This window comes from Actinomadura formosensis (assembly GCF_050948385.1).
Lineage (GTDB): Bacteria > Actinomycetota > Actinomycetes > Streptosporangiales > Streptosporangiaceae > Spirillospora > Spirillospora formosensis.
Genome location: NZ_CP192011.1, coordinates 2403594 through 2424955, shown reverse-complemented (window position 1 = coordinate 2424955; position 21362 = coordinate 2403594). Strand labels below are relative to the sequence as shown.

Below are 21362 nucleotides of genomic sequence, written 5' to 3'. Positions count from 1 at the left end.
CATGGACGACGCCGCGCGTCAGAGACCAGCTTACCGAACATCCGTTCGATCATCGCTCGTTATGCCGATTCGAGCATGAATGGCCGTGCGCTCTCTGGTCCCGACCCCGTACGCTGGCGCAGTCCACGGAGGGTTCCGAACATGACGCTGACCGTCCTCTTCTGCGTCGATCCGCTCCATCCCCGGCGCGTTGACCCCCACTTCTCCCGCGAGGCCGCCGCCGTGCGGGACCACTACGGCGAGATCGCCCTGATCGACCACGACGCGCTGCGGCGCGGCGACGCAGAGGACGCCGTCGGCGCGGTGCCCTCCGGCCTGGGGCCCGCCTGGTATCGCGGCTGGATGCTCTCGGCGGAGGAGTACGGCGCGATGGCCGCCGCCTTGAAGCGGCGCGGGACGGTCCTGCTGACGCATCCGGACGACTACAGGCGCGCGCACGAGCTGCCGGGCTGGCATGAGACGTTCGCGGGGCTCACCCCGCACAGCGTGTGGCGGCCCCTCGGCCCGGGGCAGGACCCCGGTGCCCTCCATGAACTGGAGGAGCTCGTCCGTTCGCTGCGCGGCGGCCCGGCCGTGGTCAAGGACTACGTGAAGTCGTGCAAGCACGAGTGGGAGGAGGCGTGCTTCGTCCCCGACGTGAAGAACCTCGCACGGCTGCACGACGTCGCGTCCAAGATGGTCGCGCTACGGGACGACCATCTGGCGGGCGGCCTCGTCGTGCGCGAGTTCGAGGAGTACGACGGCGAGGGTGAGGCGCGCGTGTGGTGGGTGGACGGCGAGCCCGCCCTGGTGGGCCCGCATCCCGACAGCCCTGATGTGGAACTCGATCCGGACGTGGACGCCGTGGCGCCGGCCGTCCGCGCGCTCGGCTGCCGTTTCATCACCACCGACCTGGCCCGCCGCACGGACGGCGCATGGCGCGTGGTGGAGGTCGGCGACGGTCAGGTCAGCGATCTGCCGTCGTCGGTGGACGCGATGGATCTCTACGCCCACCTGCCCGTACCCGAATGACCGGTCGGCGCGGAACCGGGACACATGCCTCTTCCGTCTCATGATCCGCAGTTCTAGGCTGCCTGATCACTGATGCTTGACTAAGGACGTGTGCCCGTGTCCCCACAGGAGACCGATCGCCGGTTCAGCTCCCGCGTCGTGAAAGTGGGAATGGTGAGCGCGCTGTCACTGACGCTCGTCGCGTGCGGCGCCGGTTCGACCACGGCGCGATGCGTCGATCGGAATTCGCCCGGCAGGGGCGGTTACCGGGTCGTCCCGGACGGCAACTGCGACCCCGGCGACATCGACCGCACGTCCCACGCGTACGGCCGGTACTTCTGGTACTACGGCGGGAAGAGCACCTCCGGGTTCGCGTCCGGCGGCAGCGGCATCCGGCCCGACGGGAAGATCAAGTCGAGCAGCGGGCGGACGCTGAGCCGTGGCGGGTTCGGCGGCAGCGGCCGGAGCGGAGGCTGACCCGTGCACCGTATGCGTTCGACGCCGCGTGACGGCTGGGCGGAGAAGATCGAGGCGCACGGCCTGGCCTTCCACCGCACCGCGCACCCCGAGTACCTGACCCGGCCCTACTGGGACGAGTCCGTGCACTACGTCTTCGACATGATCGAGGTACTGGCCCTTGAAACGGCCGTCGAAGAGCTGCACCGGATGTGCCTGGACGTGGTCGAGCACGTCGTGTCCACCGGCCGCTACCACGCTCTCGGCATCCCCGGCTGGGTGGCGCCGCTGATCGAGGAGTCGTGGCGGCGCGGCGATCCGCACCTGTACGGGCGGTTCGATCTGCGTTACGACGGCCAGGGCCCGCCCAAGCTCCTGGAGTACAACGCCGACACTCCGACGGCCCTGGTCGAGAGCTCCGTCGTCCAGTGGCACTGGCTGCAGGACACCCATCCGGGGGACGACCAGTGGAACTCCATTCACGAGCGGCTCGTGGCCCGCTGGAAGGAGATCGCTCCGGCCGCGGGCGGGGGGCCGGTCCATTTCGCCTGGACGGCCGATGACGAGACCGGTGAGGAGGTCATGACGATCGCCTACATGCAGGAGACGGCCGAGGAGGCCGGCCTGCCGGGCATGGCGATCGCCATGGAGGACATCGGCTGGGACTCCGCACGCGGGCGTTTCGTGGACCTGGACGAGCGGGAGATCGGGACGCTCTGCAAGCTCTACCCGTGGGAGTGGATCGTCGCCGAGCCGTTCGGGAAGAACATTCCGGGAGCGCCCACGTCGTGGATAGAGCCGATCTGGAAGATGGTGCTGTCGAACAAGGCGCTGCTCGTCCTGCTGTGGGAGCTCTTCCCCGGGCACCCCAACCTGCTGCCGGCCTACCTGAACACACCCTCGGACCTCACGTCCTACGTGCAGAAGCCGCTGCTGGGGCGGGAGGGGGCGAGCATGCGCATCGTCCTGCCGGACGGAACCGAGCAGCGAACCGAGGGCGACTACGGCACGGAAGGGTTCGTCTTCCAGGAGTTCTGCCCGCTGCCGGACTTCGATGGCGAGCACCCGGTGCTGGGGGCGTGGGTGGTCCACGATGAAGCGGCCGGCCTCGGCATCAGGGAGACGTCGGGACTCATCACCGACGACACGTCGTCGTTCGTCCCGCACCGCATTCGGCTGTAGCGGCTACTGCAGGGTGGACGGCACGTCGAAGTTCGCGACGACGGCCTCCCAGACCTTCCTGGCGGGTTCCCCGTCGGTGAGTGCCTGCTCAATGGTGCGGCCGCCCAGTTCGGCCATGACGTAGTCCTTGGCCACACTCTCGGCGTAGCGCTCGCCGAACTGCTGCTTCATCCGATCCCAGAAAACTGTGAGCCGCACCGCTCCACGCTATCCGACGGAGGACTCCCCCAAGGACCGCGTGACCTCGCCGGGGACGGCGGGTCCGGTCCCTTGGCGGTGCTGGCGGTGCAGACCCGTCAGGTAGCGCTCGACGCCCTCGATGACGCGGGCCGTCCGGTAGGAGGGGAAGACGTCGAAGGCGTGCTGGGCCCCCTTCATCTCGGCATGGATGACGGGTGACTTGGAGACGTCCCGGAGCCGTTCCACGAACCGGCGTGCTTCGGCCACGGGGATGAGCGAGTCGCGGCTTCCGTGGATGACGAAGAAGGGCGGCGCGTCCTCACTGATGTACGTGACGGGGGACGCCTTGGCGTACGCTTCCCGGTTCCCTTCGAAGGGCTGCTTGATCACCATTCGTTCCATGAGGCCGGTGGCGCCCATGGGACGCGGCCACGGCCCCGGTTCGAAGAGGTTGTAGACGCCGTAGAACGGGACGGCACCCTGCACGCTGGTGTCGGTGTCCTCGAAGCCCGGCTGGAATTCGGGCACGTTCGCCGTCAACGCGACCATCGCCGCGAGGTGCCCGCCGGCCGAACCACCGGTCACACAGAGGAAGCCGGGATCGGCTCCGTACTCCCTGGCGTGCTCCCTGTACCAGGCGAGGAAGTGCTTGAGGTCGATGAGGTGCTCGGGCCAGGTGGCGCGGGGGCTGAGCCGGTAGTTGACGTTGAAGCCGACCCATCCCTGCGAGGCCATGTGGTTGAGCAAGGGCAATCCCTGCTCGCGTTTGTCTCCGATGACCCACGCGCCGCCGTGGATCTGCATGAGCCCGGGACGCAGTTCATCGCCGGGGAGCTCGCCGGTCGGCCGGAAGACGTCCAGCTTCAGGCGCAGCCGGCCGTCCTCGCGGTAGACGACGTTGCGTTCGACCCGCACGCCTTTGCGCGGGATCAGGCACAGCGGCGGGACGATCAGATGCGAGAGCGGATAGTGGGGAGCGCCTTCGGGGTCCAGGTCGATGGGCGCGCCGCTGCCCCGCAGCGTGACGACCGTACGGCGGGACGCGACGATGGTGGCCGCGACGCCCGCCATGCCCAGCGCCGCCAGGGCGAGACCCGTCCAGCCGGGCCAGCCGTCCAGTCCACCGAACACGGCCGTGAGCGTGGTGGCGACGGCCCCGGTGACGAGCACGTGCGGCGCCATCTCGATGGTCAGCCACCCCAGGAAGAAACTCGGCGTGAGCAGGACGGCGCTGCGCCGGGGAGCGTGCGCGTTGGCGGCGGCCAGGGCGAGCAGGATCCCGAGGACGAGCAGGACGTAGGTCATCGAGATCCCCTTGGCGGCGAGTGTCCCATCCGTAGAACCATGCCCGGACAAGTGCTTGCTTACAAGGTGACGCCCGCCACCCCGTCGCGTTCTGTCGGCCCCGCGAGGCAGTATGGCGCCATGGGCGGTGACGTGCTCGAACGCTTCTCCCCGGCGACCCGCGCCTGGTTCCGCGGGGCGTTCGCCGCGCCCACCCCCGCCCAGGCCGGGGCGTGGGAGTCCATCACGGGCGGCGGCGACACGCTCGTCGTCGCGCCCACCGGGTCCGGCAAGACCCTGGCGGCGTTCCTGTGGTCGCTGGACCGGCTCGCCACCGGGCCCGTCCCGGACGATCCGCTGCGGCGCTGCCGCGTCCTGTACGTGTCGCCGCTGAAGGCCCTCGCCGTGGACGTCGAGCGCAACCTGCGCGCCCCGCTGACCGGGATCCGGCAGGCGGCGCGCCGGCTCGGCCTGCCCGAGCCGGCGGTCCGGGTCGGGATGCGGTCGGGCGACACCCCGGCCGACGAGCGCCGCCGGCTCGCCGTCAAGCCTCCGGACATCCTGATCACCACGCCCGAGTCGCTGTTCCTGATCCTGACCTCGCGGGCGCGCGAGTCGCTGCGCGGTGTCGAGACCGTCATCGTGGACGAGGTGCACGCGGTGGCGGGCACCAAGCGCGGCGCGCACCTGGCGCTCTCCCTCGAACGGCTGGACGACCTCCTCGATCGGCCCGCCCAGCGGATCGGCCTGTCGGCGACCGTCCGTCCCGCGGACGAGGTGGCGGCCTTCCTGGGCGGGACGAACTCGGCCTCCGTCGTCCAGCCTCCGTCCGACAAGGTCTTCGATCTCGACATCGTCGTCCCCGTGGAGGACATGGGCGAGGTCGGCCAGTTCGTTGACGACTCCGGTACGGCCGACCCCCGGCAGCGCAGCATCTGGCCCCATGTCGAAGACCGTCTGCTCGACCTCATCCAGGCACACCGCTCGACACTGGTGTTCGCCAACTCACGGCGGCTGGCCGAAAGGCTCTGCGGACGGCTGAACGAGCTCGCCTACGAACGCACGACGGGCGAGCCCCTGCCCGAGGACCACTCCCCCGCCGCCACGATGGCCCAGGCGGGTGCGGCCAGAGGCGCCCCTCTGGAGATCGCCAGAGCGCACCACGGCTCGGTCTCCAAGGAGGAACGGGCCGGCATCGAGAACGCTCTGAAGGAGGGGCGCCTTCCGGCGGTCGTGGCGACGTCCAGCCTGGAACTGGGCATCGACATGGGCGCCGTCGATCTGGTCGTCCAAGTGGAGTCACCGCCGTCGGTGGCCGGCGGGCTCCAGCGGGTGGGGCGCGCGGGCCACCAGGTCGGTGCCGTCTCCAAGGGCGTGATCTTCCCCAAGTACCGGGGCGACCTCGTCCAGACGGCGGTGGTGGCCGAGCGGATGCGCGACGGCGAGATCGAGGAGCTGCGCTACCCGCGCAACCCCCTGGACGTCCTCGCGCAGCAGATCGTCGCGATGGTCTCCATGGACGAATGGACCGTCGACGATCTGGAATCACTGGTCAAGCGCGCCGCTCCCTACGCCACGCTCCCGCGTTCGGCCCTGGAGGCGTGCCTCGACATGCTCGCCGGGCGCTACCCCAGTGACGAGTTCGGCGAACTCCGCCCACGCCTGGTGTGGGACCGGGTGACGGGCGTCCTGCACGGCCGTCCCGGCGCGCAACGCCTCGCGGTGACCAGCGGGGGGACGATCCCGGACCGCGGCCTGTTCGGAGTGTTCCTCGCCGGCGGGGCTCCGTCCGCCCGGGGAACGGCCTCCGGAGGGTCCCGCGTCGGGGAACTGGACGAGGAGATGGTCTACGAGTCGCGCGTCGGCGACGTGTTCGTGCTCGGCGCCAGCTCGTGGCGCATCGAGGACATCACGCCCGACCGGGTGCTCGTCTCCCCCGCCCCCGGCCGGCCCGGCAAGCTGCCGTTCTGGCACGGCGACACACCGGGGCGGCCGGCCGAGCTGGGCCGCGCGCTCGGCTCGTTCACCCGCGAGCTGGCCGGCCTGCCCGCGCGGGAGGCCCGCGAGCGCGTCTCCGCCGCGGGGCTGGACGCCTGGGCCGCGGCCAACCTCGTCTCCTACGTGAGCGAGCAGCGTGAGGCCACGGGGCACGTCCCCGACGACCGCACGGTGGTCGTCGAACGGTTCCGCGACGAGCTCGGTGACTGGCGTATGGTCGTCCACTCTCCGCTGGGCGCGCGCGTGCACGCGCCCTGGGCCCTTGCCATCGCGGGCCGTCTGCGCGAACGGTACGGCGTCGACGCGCAGGCCATGCACGCCGACGACGGCATCGTCATCCGCATCCCGGACATGGACGAGCCGCCCGGCCTCGATCTCGCCGTCTTCGACGCCGACGACATCGAGCGCGTCGTCGTGGACGAGCTGGGCGGCTCGGCGCTGTTCGCGGCCCGGTTCCGCGAGTGCGCGGCGCGTTCCCTGCTGCTCCCCCGCCGTCGCCCCGACAGGCGCACGCCGCTCTGGCAGCAGCGCCAGCGCGCCGCGCAGCTCCTCGCCGTCGCGAGCAAGTACCCCTCGTTCCCGATCGTGCTGGAGACCATCCGCGAGTGCCTGCAGGACGTGTTCGACGTCCCTGGCCTGGTGCAGCTCATGCGCGACCTGTCGGGACGCAAGGTCCGCACGGTCGAGGTGGAGACGCCGGAGCCGTCGCCCTACGCGCGGTCCCTGCTGTTCCACTACGTCGGCGCGTTCATGTACGAGGGCGACTCCCCGCTCGCCGAACGCCGCGCCCAGGCACTCGCGCTCGACTCGGCGCTGCTCGCCGAACTGCTCGGCCAGGCCGATCTCCGCGAGCTGCTCGACCCCGACGCCGTCGCCGACACCGAACGCGAACTCCAGCGCCTGGCCGCCGACCGCCGTGCCCGCGACATGGAGGGCGTCGCCGACCTCCTCCGCGTCCTCGGGCCCCTCACCACGGCGGAGGTCGCCGAACGGACCCTCGGCCCGGGTGCCGCGCCGAGCGGTCACGCCGCCCTGGAGGGCGAGGCGGCGGGTCCGGACGCGGCTCCGGACTCCGGCGCGGTACTCGCCCTGGTGGCGCGGTGGCTGGTGGAGCTGGAGGGAGCGCGGCGGGCGATCCGGGTGCGGGTCGCCGGGCAGGAGCGCTGGGCCGTGATCGAGGACGCGGGGCGGCTCCGCGACGCGCTCGGGGCGCCGCTGCCCGTGGGCGTCCCGGAAGCGTTCCTCGAACCGGTGGGCGACCCGCTCGGCGACCTGATCTCCCGGTACGCGCGCACACACGGGCCGTTCCGGGCGGGTGAGGCCGCCGCCCGCTTCGGGCTGGGCATCGCCGTGGTCGTGGAGACCCTGCGGCGGCTGGCGGGCGCGGGCCGGGTCGTCGAGGGCGAGTTCCTGCCCGCCCAGGCCGTTGCGGGCCCGCTGACGGCCGAATGGTGCGACACCGGCGTCCTGCGCGTGCTGCGGCGCCGCAGCCTGGCCCGGCTCCGCGCCGAGGTGGAACCGTCCCCGCCGGAGTCACTCGGCCGTTTCCTGCCCGCCTGGCACGGCGTTTACGGCGGGTCGCGGCTGCGGGGCGTCGACGCGCTCGTCCAGGCGATCGAGCAGTTGCAGGGCGCGGCGGTCCCGGCGTCCGCGCTGGAGTCGCTGATCCTGCCGTCCCGGGTGCCCGGCTACACCCCCGCCATGCTGGACGAGCTGACGTCCGCCGGCGAGGTCGTGTGGGCGGGGCAGGGCGGTCTGCCGGGCGGCGACGGCTGGGTGGCGCTCTACCTGGCCGACACCGCGCCGCTCCTCATGCCGGAACCCGCGGAGATCACCCTCACGCCCGTGCATCGGGCCGTCCTGGACGCGCTCGGTGACGGCGGCGCCCACTTCTTCCGGACGCTGTCCGACCGGGTGAACAAGGACGTCACCGCGAACGATGCCGACCTCGTCACCGCCCTGTGGGACCTCGTATGGTCCGGGCACCTCACCAACGACACGATGGCGCCGCTGCGCGCCGCGCTGGGGTCCGGCCGTCCGGCGCACCGTTCCCGGACGACACGCCGCGGCCGTCCCGTCCTGCCGTCCAGGACGGGCCCGCCCACGGTCGCCGGACGCTGGTGGCCGCTCCCCGAGCGGGAGGCCACCGCGACACTGCGGTCCCACGCCCTCGCCGAAGCCCTCCTGGAGCGGTACGGCATCGTGATACGCGGTGCCGTCGCCGCCGAACGCACCCCCGGCGGTTTCTCCGCCGTCTACCCGGTGCTCCGCGCGTTCGAGGAGACGGGCCGGTGCCGCCGGGGCTACTTCGTCGAGGGCCTGGGAGCCGCCCAGTTCGCCCTGCCGGGCGCCGTCGACCGGCTCCGCGCGCTCCGCCCCGCGGCCGCTCCCCCGGGCGACGTCCCCGCACTCTGGGAGACGCCCCGCGAACCCGGCGGCCGGGCCCTCGTCCTCGCCGCCACCGACCCGGCCAACCCGTACGGGGCGGCGCTGCCCTGGCCGGAACGCGGTGAGGAGGCCGCCGGCGGCCACAAGCCCGGCCGCAAGGCGGGCGCGCTGGTCGTGCTGGTCGAGGGGCGCCTCGTCCTCTACGTCGAACGCGGCGGCCGGACCCTGCTGACCTGGTCCGATGATCCGGGCATCCGGCAACCGGCGGTGGACGCCCTGGCGCTGGCCGTCCGCGAGGGCGCCCTGGGCAAGCTGACCGTGGAACGCGCCGACGGGGAAGCGATCAGCGACTCCCCGCTGGCCGCCGCCCTGGAGTCCGCGGGTTTCCATCCGACCCCCCGGGGCCTGCGCCTCCGCTCCTGATCATGCGTGATCGCGGCGGACGCGTTCCGGGGAGGCGGCCCGGGGTCAGCGGCGGCGTTTGAACATGGCGATCAGGCCCCGGAGGGCTCGTTCGTCCAGGGAACCGAACGGGTTGTCGTGGACGAGGTAGGTCCAGGTCGCGGAGGGGCGTTTCAGGCCGGCGGAGGCCAGGTCGATGCCGCTCTCATCGGCGGTCAGGGCCGCGAAGGCGGCCACCGCGCGGTTCCGGGCGTCGCCGAGGAGGCGTTTGCCCGCCGGGACGGCCTCGCGGTTGAACTCGATCAGCGGGTCCAGGCCGCGGCCGAGGGAGCGCAGGTGGATGCCCTCGCGCAGGTCGGCGAGGTAGGCCAGGTGCTCGGCCCAGCAGCGGTCCAGGTGGTACAGGACGATCTGGCGCGCGGCGGCGGTGACCGCGCCCGCGCCCGCGATCGCGGTGAGCTCGGCGTGCCGTCCGGGGGCGGCGGCGGCCATGGCCCGGCCGGCGGCGTCGCCGTGCAGGACGGCGTCGCGTTCGGTGAGAAGCTCGCGGCGCTGCAGTCCGATCAGGTGGTTGTAGCGCCAGGTGTTGCGGTGCAGTTCGAGGGCGACGCCCTCGGCGACGCGCTGGGCGTGGCCGACGATCCAGTGCGCGCCCTTGTCGGTGATCAGCCCGTCGTCGTCCGAGGGTGCCCTGCTCTTCTCGTCGGGCGCGTAGCGGGTGACGAGGTCGTCCTGGAGGCTGGTGAAGAAGACGGAGCCGCCGGGGTCGCCCTGCCGGCCGGCGCGGCCGCGGAGCTGGTCGTCCAGGCGGCTGCTGTGGTAGCGGCCGGTGCCGATGACGAGGAGTCCGCCCGCCTCGGCGACGCGGTCGTGGTCGGAGCCCGGCGCGTCGGCGGGCGCGGTGCCCGGGGCGGTGGACGGGCTGCCGCCGAGGCGGATGTCGGTGCCGCGGCCCGCCATCTGGGTCGAGACGGTGATCGCGCCGGGGGCCCCGGCCTCGGCGATGATCGCGGCCTCCTCGGCGTCGTTCTTGGCGTTGAGGACGACCCCGTCCAGCCCGGCGCGGGCGAGGCGGCGGGCGAGGCGCTCGGACTCGGCGACGTCGCCGGTGCCGACCAGCACCGGCCGCCCGGCGGCGTGCGCGGCGGCGATCTCCTCGACGATCGCGACGTCCTTGTCGGCGGTGGTCGCGTAGAGGCGGTCGGGCTCGTCCACACGGACGCAGGGCCGGTTCGGCGGGATGATCGCGATCTGCAGCGAGTAGAACTCGGTGAGCCGGCCGGACACGGCCATCGCCGTGCCGGTCATCCCGCACCGGACGGGGTAGCGCCCGATCAGCTCCTGGACGGTGATCGAGTCGAGGATCTCGCCGCTCGGGGACGCCTCCAGGGCCTCCTTCGCCTCCACCGCGGCCTGCAGCCCGTCCGGCCAGCGCTGCAGCAGCGCGACCCGGCCCCGCGACTCGCTGATCAGCTTCACCGCGCCGTCCCGGACGATGTAGTCCACATCGCGGTGCAGCAGGACCTCGGCGTGCAGCGCCACGTTCACCGCGGTGAGCGTGGAAAGGTTCTCGGGCGCGTAGAGGTCCAGGTTCAGAACGCGTTCCACCTCGCGTGCCCCGGCCGGCGTGAGCTGGACGTTCCGCGCCTCGTCGTCGGTGGCGTAGTGCAGGCCGGGCCGCAGCCGCCGGACGAGGTCGGCGTGCCGGGGGTCGGCGGCGTCGAGGCCGGCGGCCCCGGCGAGGACGAGCGGCGTCATGGCCTCGTCCACGAGCACCGAGTCGGCCTCGTCGATCAGCACGGCGGACGGCGAGGGCAGGACCAGGTCGCCGGGGTCGGTGGCGAGCCGGTCCCGCAGCAGGTCGAAGCCGACCTCGCTGACCGGCGCGTACGTCACGTCGGCCGCGTACGCCGACCGCCGCTCGCCGGGCGTGGACGACTGCCCCACCCAGCCCACGGAGACGCCCAGCATCGCATGCAGCGGGCCCATCCACTGCGCGTCGCGGCGCGCCAGGTAGTCGTTGACCGACAGCACGTGCACCTGACGGCCGCGCAACGCGTGCCCGGCGGCGGCCAGGGCCCCCGCCAGGGTCTTGCCCTCGCCGGTCGCCATCTCGGCGACGTGCCCGGACAGCAGCGCGAGCGTCCCGATCAGCTGGACGTCGAACGGCCGCTCCCCCAGCGTCCGGCGGGCGGCCTCCCGGCCGAGGGCGCACAGCTCCGCCGGGTCGTCCTCCGCGCGGAGAGCGGACACGGCGGAGGTCAGCTCGGCATCGGACAGCTCCCGGACCCGGGACTCGCGCCTTCCCGCCTCGTCCGCCAGCGCGCGGAAGGGCGCCAGGTCGACGCTGCCCGGCTTCTGGGCGAGCCTCCGCAGCCGGTCACGCAGCGCCATGGCGTCCCCTCGGTCGATCTGTCGCGGTCCCCCCCGCGGGCGGGTCCGAGACGGCGTTCCCCTCCATGATCCCAGTGTGGAGGCCAGTGCCGCCAAGGGCGTTCTCCGCTGTTGGTCTGAGTCCGATTTCATTCCTTGGTTGGATCCCTTCCGCCCCTTCCGTTTGAGATCATGAGGTCATCACGGGGTTGCGGTGGCCAAGGGGAAAGCGTCACCGCGGAACGGGGTTTCGCCATGACACCTACGGCACGGAAGGCAGCCGCGCTCCGGCGCAAGCGCCAGATCATCAGCCAGACCGTCATCGACCGGGCGCTGAACGATCCGCGGCGCCACAAGGAGGCCGCCGTCGCGGCGGCGTCGCCGGGTAGCCGCTGAAGGAACGGTCCACAAAAGCGCCCCCCGTTACCGTTTTCACGTCCCCGCCACGGTGGGGAGCCAGGTCACCCGGCCCGGCATGACTCAAGCCCCCTGTCGCAGGCATGATCCGGGGGGTGTTGTCACCGGGCCCGGGTGGCGTCGGTGGACCGCTCATAGGGACAAGGCACCTTCTGTGACGAAGTGATCGTCTCGCCGTAACGTGGATGCCGGCAGCCGTCGCCAGGACTTGTGACCAGGCCAAACACCCCGGATCGAGGTAGACGTGAGCGTCGAGTACGCGGTGTTTTTGGGGTTGGACGTCGGCAAGGGCGAACACCACGCCTGCGCCCTGGACCCCTCCGGCAAGAAGCTGCACGACAAGCCCCTGCCCAACGACGAACAGCGGCTACGCACCCTGTTCACCCAGCTCGGCCGCCGCGGCCGGGTACTGGTGGTGGTCGATCAGCCCGCCTCGATCGGTGCGCTGCCCGTCGCCGTCGCCCGGGACCAGGGCTGCCAGGTCGCCTACCTGCCCGGCCTGACCATGCGGCGCCTGGCCGACCTGCACCCCGGCAACGCCAAGACCGACGCCCGCGACGCCTGCATCATCGCCGACGCCGCCCGCACCCTCCCGCACTCCCTGCGCCGCGTCGACACCGGCCAGGAAACCCTGGCCGAGCTGGAGGTCCTGGTCGGGTTCGACGACGACCTGGCAGGCGAATCAACCCGGCTGGTCAACCGGATCCGCGGGCTGCTGGTCACCATCCACCCCGCCCTGGAGAGGGCCCTGGGACCACGGCTGCACCACCCCGCCGCGCTGGAGCTGCTGATCACCTGCGGCGGCCCGGACGGGCTGCGCGCCGCCACCGCCGACCAGCTGCTGGCCACCACCCGGCCGCTGGCACCGCGCATGGCCGGACGCCTGATCGAGGCGGTCACCACGGCCCTGGACGCCCAGACCGTCGTGGTTCCCGGCACCGCCGCGGCCGCGACCGTCCTGCCCCACCTGGCCCGATCCCTGCGATCAGTCCACGACCAACGCGACCAGGTCGCGGCCCAGGTGGAGGAGATCCTCGATGCCCACCCTCTCGCCGGGGTCCTGATCTCGATGCCCGGCATCGGGATCAGGACCAGCGCACGAATCCTGCTGGAGATCGGCGACATCACAGCGTTCGCGACCCCCGGACACCTGGCCGCCTACGCCGGACTGGCGCCCGTCACCCGCCGCTCCGGATCCTCCATCAAGGGCGAACACCCACCCAAGGGCGGCAACAAGGCCCTCAAACGCGCCATGTTCCTGGCCGCGTTCGCCTCCCTCTCCGACCCGCTGAGCAGGGCCTACTACGACCGCAAGCGAGCCGAGGGCAAGAAACACAACGCCGCCCTCATCTGCCTGGCCCGCCGCCGCAGCGATGTCATCTACGCCATGCTCCGCGACAAACAGCCCTACCAGCCCTCACGCAAACCCGCCGCCCGAGCAGCTTGACGAATCCCATAGGGACACCCCCCGCCGGCCGGCGGGGGGGGCGCTCGGCTTCGCCTGAGCCGCCTCGCCGCTAGGGCGTCCCGCCCGCAGAGAACACCTCGTCGCGGGCCTTCTGCAGCGCCGCGTACAGGGCGCCGCGCAGAACGGGGTTGCCCTCCACCCCGGTGACGGCCACGGCCGGACGGGTGGGGCTGATCCGGCCGACGATCCGCTCGATGCGGGTGGCGAGGGGACGTCCGCCGGCCCGGCCGAGACTTCCCGACAGCACGACGAGGCCCGGGTCCAGGACGATGTTGACCGAGGTCACGCCGTAGGAGATGCGGTTGGCGAGTTCGTCCAGGAACGCGCCGCCGCGGCTCTCGTCGGCGGCGGCCGCGCTGACGCAGTCGAACGCGGTCGGCTCGGCGATCCCGTGCTCGTGGGCCAGGGCGCGCACCGCGTCGGCGCCGACCAGGGCCCCGTAACCTCCGGCGAGGGTCGGGATCCCCCAGGTCGTCGACTCGGTGACGCCCTCGTCCTCGGGGGCGCGGCGGGCGGCGCCGAGCGGCAGCGGCGCGCCCGGGACCGGCAGGTAGCCGATCTCCCCCGCACCGCCCCAGCGCCCGCGGTGCAGCCGGCCGCCCAGCATCACCGACAGGCCCATGCCGCGGTCGAACCACATGAGCGCGAAGTCGTCGGCGCCCTGCGCGGAGCCGTACGCCCGTTCGGCGATCGCGGCCAGGTTGACGTCGTTCTCTATGGTCACGGGCCGCCGCAGGTCGGTCCTCAGCGCGGCCAGCACGCCCTCGTGCCAGGACGGCAGGTCGAACGAGAACTGGACATCCCCGGAGCGCGGGTCGACGACGCCGGGCGTCCCGATGACGAAGGCGTTCAGCTTCGACACCGCGACCCGGGCCGACCGGCACGCCTTGACGACGGCGTTGTGGACCATCTTCACCGGCTCGCCGGCGCCGTTCGGGTCCACGGTGACCTGGGCGGCGATGTGTCCGGTGATGTCGGCGACACCGGCGGTGACGCCGTCCGGCCCGACCTCCAGCCCGGCGACATAGGCACTGGACGGGACGACCGCGTACAGGGCGGCGTTGGGCCCGCGTCCCCCGGCCTGCTCGCCGACGACCGAGACCAGCCCCCGCTCCTCCAGTCTCGACAGCAACTGGGAGGCGGTCACCTTCGACAGCCCGGTGTGCTCCCCGATCTGGGCGCGGGTCAGCGGGCCCCGCTCGACGAGCAGGTCCAGCGCCGCGCGGTCGTTGAGCTCACGCAGCAGCCTCGGCGTTCCCGGGCGTGTGGCCATGCCGGCCCCCTCGATGTCTCAATCCGCTAACGGGCGGTTTTGTTTAGGAAAGTTTCTTGTTAGTTTACGCCCAAGCGCCGGCCGGTCCGGTACCCCGGGCCGGGGGCGCGCGCAGAGCGCGGACTGGCGAGCAGGGCGCCCGCGAGCGATGCGAACGCGAGGAGGGCATGGCCAGGACCCTAAAGGGTTCGCGCCGTTCCCACTCGCTCCGCAGGCCATAAGGCCGCGCGAGGCGATGCCGGAAAGGAACCCCCAGTGAAGTACATCAAGGTGGCGGCCGCGGCGGCCGCGATCGCCCTGGCCGCCACGGCCTGCGGCGGCGACAGCAAGGACGACCGGGCCGGCGCGGACAAGGACCCGGCGCGGCTCAAGGTCTGGATGATGGGCGACGGGACGCCGGAGCAGACCAAGTTCCTCGACGACGTCGAGACGGAGTTCAAGCAGAAGCACCCGAACACCGACGTCCAGATCAAATACGTCCCCTGGCCGCAGGTCGCCACCACGTTCCAGAAGGCGGCGGCGGGCGGGGAGGGGCCCGATGTCACCGAACTCGGCAACACCGACGTCCAGTCCCACATCGACCAGGGCAGCCTCGCCGACATCACCGGCCGGTTCAACGGCTGGGCGGACGGCAAGACGCTCAACAGGACCGCGCTCGGCAACGACACCGCCGACGGCAAGATCTACGCGGTGCCGTGGTACGGCGGCGTCCGCGGCGTCTGGTACCGGACGGACTGGTTCCAGGACCTCGGCATCCAGCCGCCGAAGACCTGGGACGAGCTGACCGCCGCCGCCAAGAAGGTCCAGGACGCCAAGAAGGTGCCCGGCATCGGCATCCCGAGCGACCAGACCAACGCCCTGCTCAGCTTCATCTGGGGCAACAACGGCGACGTGGCCGCCAAGGAGGGCGGCAAGTGGGCCGGCAAGCTCGACCAGCCCGCCGCCGTCGAGGCGGTCGAGTACTACGCCGGTCTCGTCACCACCGAGAAGGTCGCGCCCGAGAAGTACGTCGGCAAGAACGAGCTTGAGGGCCCGCAGCGCGACTTCGCGCTCGGCAAGCTCGGCATGTACATCGACGGCAGCTGGGCGCTGAAGGAGATGAAGAAGGTCTCCGACAAGAACGCCGACAAGTGGGGTGTGTTCCCGATCCCGGGCAAGGCCGGCGGCAACGCCCCGGTCATGGCGGGCGGCTCGGACCTCGCCGTCTGGAACGACAGCAAGGCCAAGGCCGCGGCGTTCGACTACATCACGGTCCTGAACAACGCCAAGAACGCCAAGGCGTGGGCCGACTACAGCGGTTTCTCCTCCATGCGCTCGGACGTGAAGTTCTCCGACCCGAAGCTGGAGATCTTCACCGAGATCGCCGGCAACACCGAGTTCCCGCCGATCAGCCCGGGCTGGGGCGAGTTCGAGCAGGCCAAGAAGGTGCTGCCGAACGCGGTGAAGGCCATCATGCAGGGCAAGCCCGCCGAAGGGGAGATGAAGAAGGCGAACGAGCAGGCCAACACCCTGCTGAACCCGTAGCCCCGGCTGATCGGAACGTCCATGCTCGACACCGCACCCGCGGTGCGGAGAGCGCCCGGCCGGAGGTTCTCCGGCCGGGCGCGCCCCCGCCGCCGGCCCCGCCGCGGGCCCTACCTGCTGATCGCGCCGACCGTGCTCGTGATCGCCGTGCTGATGTTCTGGCCGATGATCCAGATCGGGATCATGTCGTTCCAGAAGGTCGGCAACCGCCAGTTGCGCGGCGAGCCGGCCGAGCCGGTGGGGACCGAGAACTTCGACAAGATCTTCAATGATCCGTTCTTCTGGCAGACCCTCCGGCACACGGTGCTCTTCGCCGTCGTCGCGGTGTCCCTGACCCTGCTCATCGGGACGCTCGTGGGCCTGCTGCTCAACAAGCTCGGCAGGAAGATGTCCGGCTTCGTCGCCGGCGGCGTCATGGTCGCCTGGGCGACCCCGCCGGTCACCGCCGCGATCATCTTCAGCTGGCTGTTCGGCACGACCGGCGGCCTGGTCAACTGGTTCCTCGCCCTGCTGCCGGACTTCCTCGCCGGCGGCGGCTGGAACGACCACAACTGGTTCGCCACGCCGCTGTCCACCTACACCGTCCTGACCGTGTGCGTCGTGTGGCAGGCGTGCCCGTTCGTCGCCGTGTCCGTGCTGGCCGGGCTGAAGAGCGTCCCCGGCGAACTGTACGAGGCGGCACGGGTGGACGGGTCGGGCCCGTGGCGGACGTTCTGGAGCATCACCTACCCGATGCTCAAGCCGATCTTCCTCGTGCTGATCGTCATGTCGATCATCTGGGACTTCAAGGTCTTCACCCAGCTGTTCATCATGTCCGGGACGGCCAACCGCGACGCGTTCAACCTGTCGCTCTACGGCTACTCCGAGGCGTTCGGCTCACTGAATCCGAAGCTCGGCATGGGCTCGGCGATCGCGCTGGTGCTCACGCTCATCCTGCTCGTCGTCACCGCCCTGTACGTGCGGGTCATGGTCCGTCAGGGGGAGACACGATGAGGCTCAGACCCGCGAAGCGGCCGGGGGGCGCGGGGGGCCGTCCCCGCGCGATGAAACGCCGGGCGCGCGGGATGCTGCTGAACGGGACGGGCCTGCTCGTCTTCCTGATCGCGGTCTTCCCCGTCTTCTGGATGGCGTCCACCGCGTTCAAGCCGAACACCGAGATCTTCAGCACGACACCGAAGCCGCTCCCCGCCCACCCGACGCTGGAGCACTTCGACCTGGTGCTGAACGGCGGCATCGCCGAGGTCTCCTTCTGGGAGTACTTCCGCAACAGCGCGATCCTCGCCCTCGTCACCGTCCTGGCGTCGGGCCTGCTCGCGCTGATGGCCGCCACCGCCGTCGCCCGGTTCCGCTTCCGGTTCCGCACGACGTTCCTCATCATGCTGCTGATCGTGCAGATGGTGCCGTGCGAGGCGCTGGTCATCCCGCTGTTCCTCGACCTGAAGCGGCTCGACCTGCTCAACAGCCTGGCGGGGCTCGCGCTCGTCTACGTCGGCTTCGCGGTGCCGTTCGCCATCTGGATGCTGCGCGGCTTCGTCGCCGCGGTGCCGCGCGAACTGGAGGAGGCGGCCGCCATCGACGGCGCCGGCCCGGTCCGCACGTTCTTGCGCGTCCTGCTCCCGCTGGTCGCGCCCGGACTCGTGGCGACCAGCATCTTCTCCTTCATCACCGCCTGGAACGAGTTCATCTTCGCGTTCACGTTCCTCGACGACCAGAACAAGTACACCTTGCCGATCATGCTGCAGTTCTTCTTCGGCCGCAGCGGCAACGCCTGGGGGCCCATCATGGCAGCGTCCACGCTGCTCACCATTCCCGTCATCGCCTTCTTCCTGCTCGTCCAGCGCCGTATGGTGTCCGGCCTCACCGCCGGGGCGGTGAAGGGGTGACGGCCGGCGACATCGCGACCACGGCGGAGATCGCCCGGCTGGCGCGCGGCACACTGCTCCCGTCGTTCCCCGGGGCGACCGCGCCGCGCTGGCTGCTGGACGAGCTGGAGGCCGGCCTCGGCGGCGTCACGCTCTTCGCCCTCACCGGCAACGTGCCGAGCCCGGAGTCGCTCGCCGCGCTCACCGCGCGGCTACGGGAGGCCGGCGACCCGTTCATCACGATCGACGAGGAGGGCGGTGACGTCACCCGCCTCGGCGGCCACGCCACCGGCAGCCCCTATCCGGGCAACGCCGCGCTCGGCGCCGTGGACGATCCGGAACTGACCCGCCGCATCTACCGCTCCCTGGGCGCCGAGCTGGCCGAGGTCGGCGTCAACGTCAACTTCGCGCCGTCGGTGGACGTCAACACCGCCGACGACAACCCCGTCATCGGGACCCGCTCGTTCGGCTCCGACCCCGAACTGGTCGCCCGGCACGCCGCCGCGTCCGTCACCGGAACGCAGGAGGCGGGCGTCGCGGCCTGCGCGAAGCACTTCCCCGGCCACGGCGCGACGGTGGACGACTCGCACCTGTCGGTCCCGCTCGTCGACGCCGACCTGGACCTGCTGGAACGCCGCGAGCTGGTGCCGTTCCGGGCCGCGATCGCGGCCGGCACCCGCGCGGTGATGACCGGGCATCTCAACCTGCCGGCGATCACCGGGGGCGTCCCGGCGACGCTGTCGCATGCGGCCATCACCGGGCTGCTCCGCGAGCGGCTGGGCCATCCGGGCGTGATCGTCACCGACGCGCTCGACATGCAGGGCGCCAGCGGCGCGATCGGCATCCCGGAGGCGTCCGTCCGGGCGCTCATCGCGGGCGCCGATCTGCTGTGCCTCGGCCCGCGCGAGCACGCCGAGACGGTCGCGGCGACGCTCGCCGCGATCGACGACGCGGTGCGGACCGGGCGGCTGCCGATGACCCGGCTGGCGGACGCCGCCGAGCGCACCGCCCGTCTCAAGGAGTGGCTGGCCGGGCACGGCTCCGCTGTCGTGGACCGCGCGGCGGGGCTCGAAGCCGCCCGCCGCGCCATCCGGGTCGCGGGGGCGCTCCCAGGCTGGGACGCGGCGCCCCTGGTGGTCGAGACGGAGTCGGCCGGCAACATCGCGGTCGGCCCGACCCCGTGGGGACTGCACCCGTGGGCGCCCGACGCCGTCCAGGCCGACGGGACGGACGGGGCGGCGGACCGGGTCCTGGACCGCGCCAAGGGACGCGGGCTCATCGTCGTCCTGCGCGACGCGCACCGGCACGCCGGCCAGCGGGCCCTCACCACGGCCCTGCTGACCGCCCGTCCCGACACCGTCGTCGTGGAGATGGGGCTCCCCGTCTGGCGTCCCGGCTCGGCCGTCTACCTGGCCACCTACGGAGCCGCCGCCGCCAACGCCCAGGCCGCCGCCGAGCTGCTCGGCCTGACCGCGGCCGGCTAGGTCCGTGGCGTGCCCGCCGGAGGAGGAGCCCGGTTCCGGCGGGCGCGCCGCGTCGCCCGCGGCGCCCGATTTCGACACGGTGTCCGACTGGTCCGATCGGCAAGGGATAATACCCGCATGCGATTGTCCGCCAGGGTCGACTACGCGTTGCGCGCCGCCGCCGAGCTGGCGGTCGCCGGGAGTCGCCCGGTGACCGCGGTACAGCTCGCCGAGGCGCAGCGGATCCCGCCCAAATTCCTGGAGAACATCCTCGGCCAGCTGCGCCGGTCCGGCCTGGTCCGGAGCCAGCGGGGGCCCGAGGGCGGCTACTGGCTGGCGCGGCCGGCCGAGCGGATCTCCCTCGCCGACATCATCCGCGCCATCGACGGGCCGCTGCTCGGCGTGCGGGGCGAGCGTCCCGAGCATGTCGGCTACGAGGGGCCGGCGCGATCCCTGCAGGAGGTGTGGATCGCGCTGCGCGCCAGCGAGCGCGCCATCCTGGAGCAGGTCACGCTCGCGCACATCGCGGCCGGGGAACTGCCCGCCCCCGTCCGCAAGCTCACCGAGGACCCGTCCGCCTGGGAGAGCCCGTCCCTGATCTGAATCCGCCATGCCGGAAGGCGATGTCGTCTGGTTCACCGCCCGGCGGTTGCGCGAGGCGCTCGCCGGGCGGGTGCTGACGCGCTCGGACTTCCGCGTCCCCCGGTTCGCGACCGCCGACCTGCGCGGGCGGACGGTCCTGGACGCGGTGTCGCGGGGCAAGCATCTCCTCGTCCGCGTGGAGGGCGGGCTGACCGTCCACACGCATCTGCTGATGGAGGGCCGCTGGCAGATCCGCCGGGCGGGACCCGTGCCACGCGACCACCGGGTCCGGCTCGTCCTGGCGAACGCCGAGTGGCAGGCGGTCGGCCACTCCCTCGGCCTGGTCGAACTGCTGCGCACCGCCGAGGAGGACACGGCGGTCGGCCACCTCGGCCCCGATCTGCTCGATCCGTCGTGGGGCCCGCAGATGGCCGCCGAGGCCGCCCGGCGGCTGCGCGAGCAGCCCGCGCGGGCCGCCGGCGAGGCGCTGCTCGACCAGACACGGCTCGCCGGCATCGGCAACATCTACAAGGCCGAGATCCTGTTCCTGCGGGGCGTGAACCCGTGGACGCGGGTCGAAGACGTCCCCGGCCTGGAAGGTCTCGTGGAGCTGTCACACCGGCTCCTGGACGCCAACAAGGCGCGGCACGGCCACATCACCACCGGTGACCTGGGACGAGGCAGGGAGCACTGGGTGTACGGGCGGGCCGGGCGTCCCTGCCGGCGCTGCGGGACCCCGATCGAGCGCGCGGACCAGCCCTCCCATGCCGGTGAGCGCGTCACCTTCTGGTGCCCGCGCTGCCAGCCCGCCCCCGGTACCGGGCCGGCGCCCGCCCGGCCCCCGCGCCCATGATCATCGGACGGTCACCGCACCGCCCGCAACGGTCAGCCCGGCCTGTGGGGCGCCCTCGCCGCAGTCCGGGCCGTTCGGGAACGTGGCCTCGGGGGTGACGTCGACGCGCTCGTCGAGCAGCGTCCGGCCGCCGGCGCCGCGCAGGGTGAGGGTGACCCGCACCGGTGCCTTCGGCAGCCCCTCGACGGGGGCGAACCCGGCCTTGCCGCCGTCCGGCGACGCGGCGGCGCCGCAGCCCGCGTCCGGTTCGGCGCCGTCGCAGCCCATCGGGACGGCCGTCGACGACGGATGCAGCTCGACCCGCGGTTCCCGGCACGTCCCGTCCCAGCACACCCGCAGCGCCACCGACTCGACGCGCCCCGCGTCGGGAGCCGAGACGGCGACGCTCAAGCCGGGCTGTGCGCCGATCTCCGTGCACGGACGCCCCGCGCCGTGCCCCTCTGCGCCGCAGGCGGCCAGGGCGAGCAGCGCGGCACCGAGCGCGGCGTATCTCAGCGGCGCCGCCGCCATGACGTTCATCCCCCAATGATCACCGCATTCGGGGCGCCGGCGGGCCCGGAACGCGAAAAGGCCCCGGCCCCGCCGGTGCGGGACGGGGCCGGGGCCCATCGCACTCGGCGCCCGTTCCGTGCCTGGATCGCGGCGGCACGGCGCCGGGCCCGGTCGC

General features: G+C 72.4%; 17 protein-coding genes. 12 read left to right on the top strand and 5 right to left on the bottom strand.

Annotated elements, in window-relative coordinates; all coding sequences use genetic code 11:
* Nucleotides 1–141: 141 nt before the first annotated feature.
* The 3 genes from ACQP1N_RS11500 (at nucleotide 142) to ACQP1N_RS11490 (ending at nucleotide 2628) form a co-directional block, all read left to right on the top strand.
* Nucleotides 142–1011 carry an ATP-grasp domain-containing protein gene (locus tag ACQP1N_RS11500; RefSeq protein WP_433231051.1) on the top strand — a complete coding sequence of 290 codons (870 nt, stop codon included), beginning with the start codon at nucleotides 142–144 and terminating at the stop codon, nucleotides 1009–1011.
* Between the two features lie 96 nt (nucleotides 1012–1107).
* Nucleotides 1108–1467: a hypothetical protein gene (locus ACQP1N_RS11495; RefSeq protein WP_242608703.1), complete on the top strand. Its 360-nt coding sequence runs from the start codon at nucleotides 1108–1110 to the stop codon at nucleotides 1465–1467.
* 3 nt (nucleotides 1468–1470) lie between these two features.
* On the top strand, nucleotides 1471–2628 hold the full coding sequence (locus ACQP1N_RS11490) for a glutathionylspermidine synthase family protein (RefSeq protein WP_174548802.1): 1158 nt from the start codon (nucleotides 1471–1473) through the stop codon (nucleotides 2626–2628).
* A 3-nt stretch (nucleotides 2629–2631) separates the two neighbouring features.
* Here ACQP1N_RS11490 and ACQP1N_RS11485 read toward each other — a convergent pair whose 3' ends face one another.
* Both ACQP1N_RS11485 and ACQP1N_RS11480 read right to left on the bottom strand, forming a co-directional pair.
* Entirely contained in the window at nucleotides 2632–2826 is a 195-nt protein-coding gene (locus ACQP1N_RS11485; protein WP_084262284.1) for a DUF3046 domain-containing protein, read from the bottom strand.
* A gap of 9 nt (nucleotides 2827–2835) precedes the next feature.
* On the bottom strand, nucleotides 2836–4113 hold the full coding sequence (locus tag ACQP1N_RS11480; RefSeq protein WP_433231047.1) for an alpha/beta hydrolase fold domain-containing protein: 1278 nt from the start codon (nucleotides 4111–4113) through the stop codon (nucleotides 2836–2838).
* Nucleotides 4114–4233: 120 nt separating this feature from the next.
* Between ACQP1N_RS11480 and ACQP1N_RS11475 the strand changes: the two genes are divergently transcribed.
* The gene (locus tag ACQP1N_RS11475; RefSeq protein WP_433231044.1) at nucleotides 4234–8901 is read left to right on the top strand and encodes an ATP-dependent helicase; all 4668 of its coding nucleotides are present in this window, start codon (nucleotides 4234–4236) and stop codon (nucleotides 8899–8901) included.
* 45 nt (nucleotides 8902–8946) lie between these two features.
* On the opposite strand, the gene secA2 is transcribed toward ACQP1N_RS11475, so the two are convergent.
* The gene (secA2, locus tag ACQP1N_RS11470) at nucleotides 8947–11274 is read right to left on the bottom strand and encodes an accessory Sec system translocase SecA2 (protein WP_433231041.1); all 2328 of its coding nucleotides are present in this window, start codon (nucleotides 11272–11274) and stop codon (nucleotides 8947–8949) included.
* A 234-nt stretch (nucleotides 11275–11508) separates the two neighbouring features.
* Here secA2 and ACQP1N_RS11465 point away from each other — a divergent pair, with 234 nt between their 5' ends.
* Together ACQP1N_RS11465 and ACQP1N_RS11460 are read left to right on the top strand one after the other, a co-directional pair.
* On the top strand, nucleotides 11509–11649 hold the full coding sequence (locus tag ACQP1N_RS11465) for a hypothetical protein (RefSeq protein ID WP_157419121.1): 141 nt from the start codon (nucleotides 11509–11511) through the stop codon (nucleotides 11647–11649).
* A gap of 265 nt (nucleotides 11650–11914) precedes the next feature.
* Nucleotides 11915–13117, top strand: coding sequence for an IS110 family transposase (locus ACQP1N_RS11460; RefSeq protein ID WP_433231038.1), 1203 nt, complete (start codon nucleotides 11915–11917; stop codon nucleotides 13115–13117).
* A gap of 70 nt (nucleotides 13118–13187) precedes the next feature.
* Here the strand turns inward: ACQP1N_RS11460 and ACQP1N_RS11455 are convergent, their stop codons facing one another.
* The gene (locus ACQP1N_RS11455; protein WP_067792022.1) at nucleotides 13188–14411 is read right to left on the bottom strand and encodes an ROK family transcriptional regulator; all 1224 of its coding nucleotides are present in this window, start codon (nucleotides 14409–14411) and stop codon (nucleotides 13188–13190) included.
* A 255-nt stretch (nucleotides 14412–14666) separates the two neighbouring features.
* On the opposite strand from ACQP1N_RS11455, the gene ACQP1N_RS11450 reads away from it, so the two are divergent.
* The 6 genes from ACQP1N_RS11450 (at nucleotide 14667) to ACQP1N_RS11425 (ending at nucleotide 20695) form a co-directional block, all read left to right on the top strand.
* On the top strand, nucleotides 14667–15935 hold the full coding sequence (locus ACQP1N_RS11450) for an extracellular solute-binding protein (RefSeq protein WP_067792025.1): 1269 nt from the start codon (nucleotides 14667–14669) through the stop codon (nucleotides 15933–15935).
* Nucleotides 15936–15956: 21 nt separating this feature from the next.
* On the top strand, nucleotides 15957–16928 hold the full coding sequence (locus ACQP1N_RS11445) for a carbohydrate ABC transporter permease (RefSeq protein ID WP_067792028.1): 972 nt from the start codon (nucleotides 15957–15959) through the stop codon (nucleotides 16926–16928).
* Nucleotides 16925–17818 (top strand): carbohydrate ABC transporter permease, encoded by an 894-nt coding sequence (locus tag ACQP1N_RS11440; protein ID WP_433231034.1) that lies wholly within the window; start codon nucleotides 16925–16927, stop codon nucleotides 17816–17818. The genes ACQP1N_RS11445 and ACQP1N_RS11440 overlap by 4 nt, the downstream gene beginning before the upstream one ends.
* Nucleotides 17815–19281 carry a glycoside hydrolase family 3 protein gene (locus ACQP1N_RS11435; RefSeq protein WP_242608704.1) on the top strand — a complete coding sequence of 489 codons (1467 nt, stop codon included), beginning with the start codon at nucleotides 17815–17817 and terminating at the stop codon, nucleotides 19279–19281. The genes ACQP1N_RS11440 and ACQP1N_RS11435 overlap by 4 nt, the downstream gene beginning before the upstream one ends.
* Before the next feature lie 117 nt (nucleotides 19282–19398).
* Complete coding sequence (locus tag ACQP1N_RS11430) at nucleotides 19399–19863, top strand: RrF2 family transcriptional regulator (protein WP_067792034.1); 465 nt, start codon at nucleotides 19399–19401, stop codon at nucleotides 19861–19863.
* A gap of 7 nt (nucleotides 19864–19870) precedes the next feature.
* Nucleotides 19871–20695 carry a DNA-formamidopyrimidine glycosylase family protein gene (locus ACQP1N_RS11425; protein ID WP_433231031.1) on the top strand — a complete coding sequence of 275 codons (825 nt, stop codon included), beginning with the start codon at nucleotides 19871–19873 and terminating at the stop codon, nucleotides 20693–20695.
* Here the strand turns inward: ACQP1N_RS11425 and ACQP1N_RS11420 are convergent, their stop codons facing one another.
* Nucleotides 20696–21214 carry a hypothetical protein gene (locus tag ACQP1N_RS11420; RefSeq protein WP_067792040.1) on the bottom strand — a complete coding sequence of 173 codons (519 nt, stop codon included), beginning with the start codon at nucleotides 21212–21214 and terminating at the stop codon, nucleotides 20696–20698.
* Nucleotides 21215–21362 lie beyond the last annotated feature (148 nt).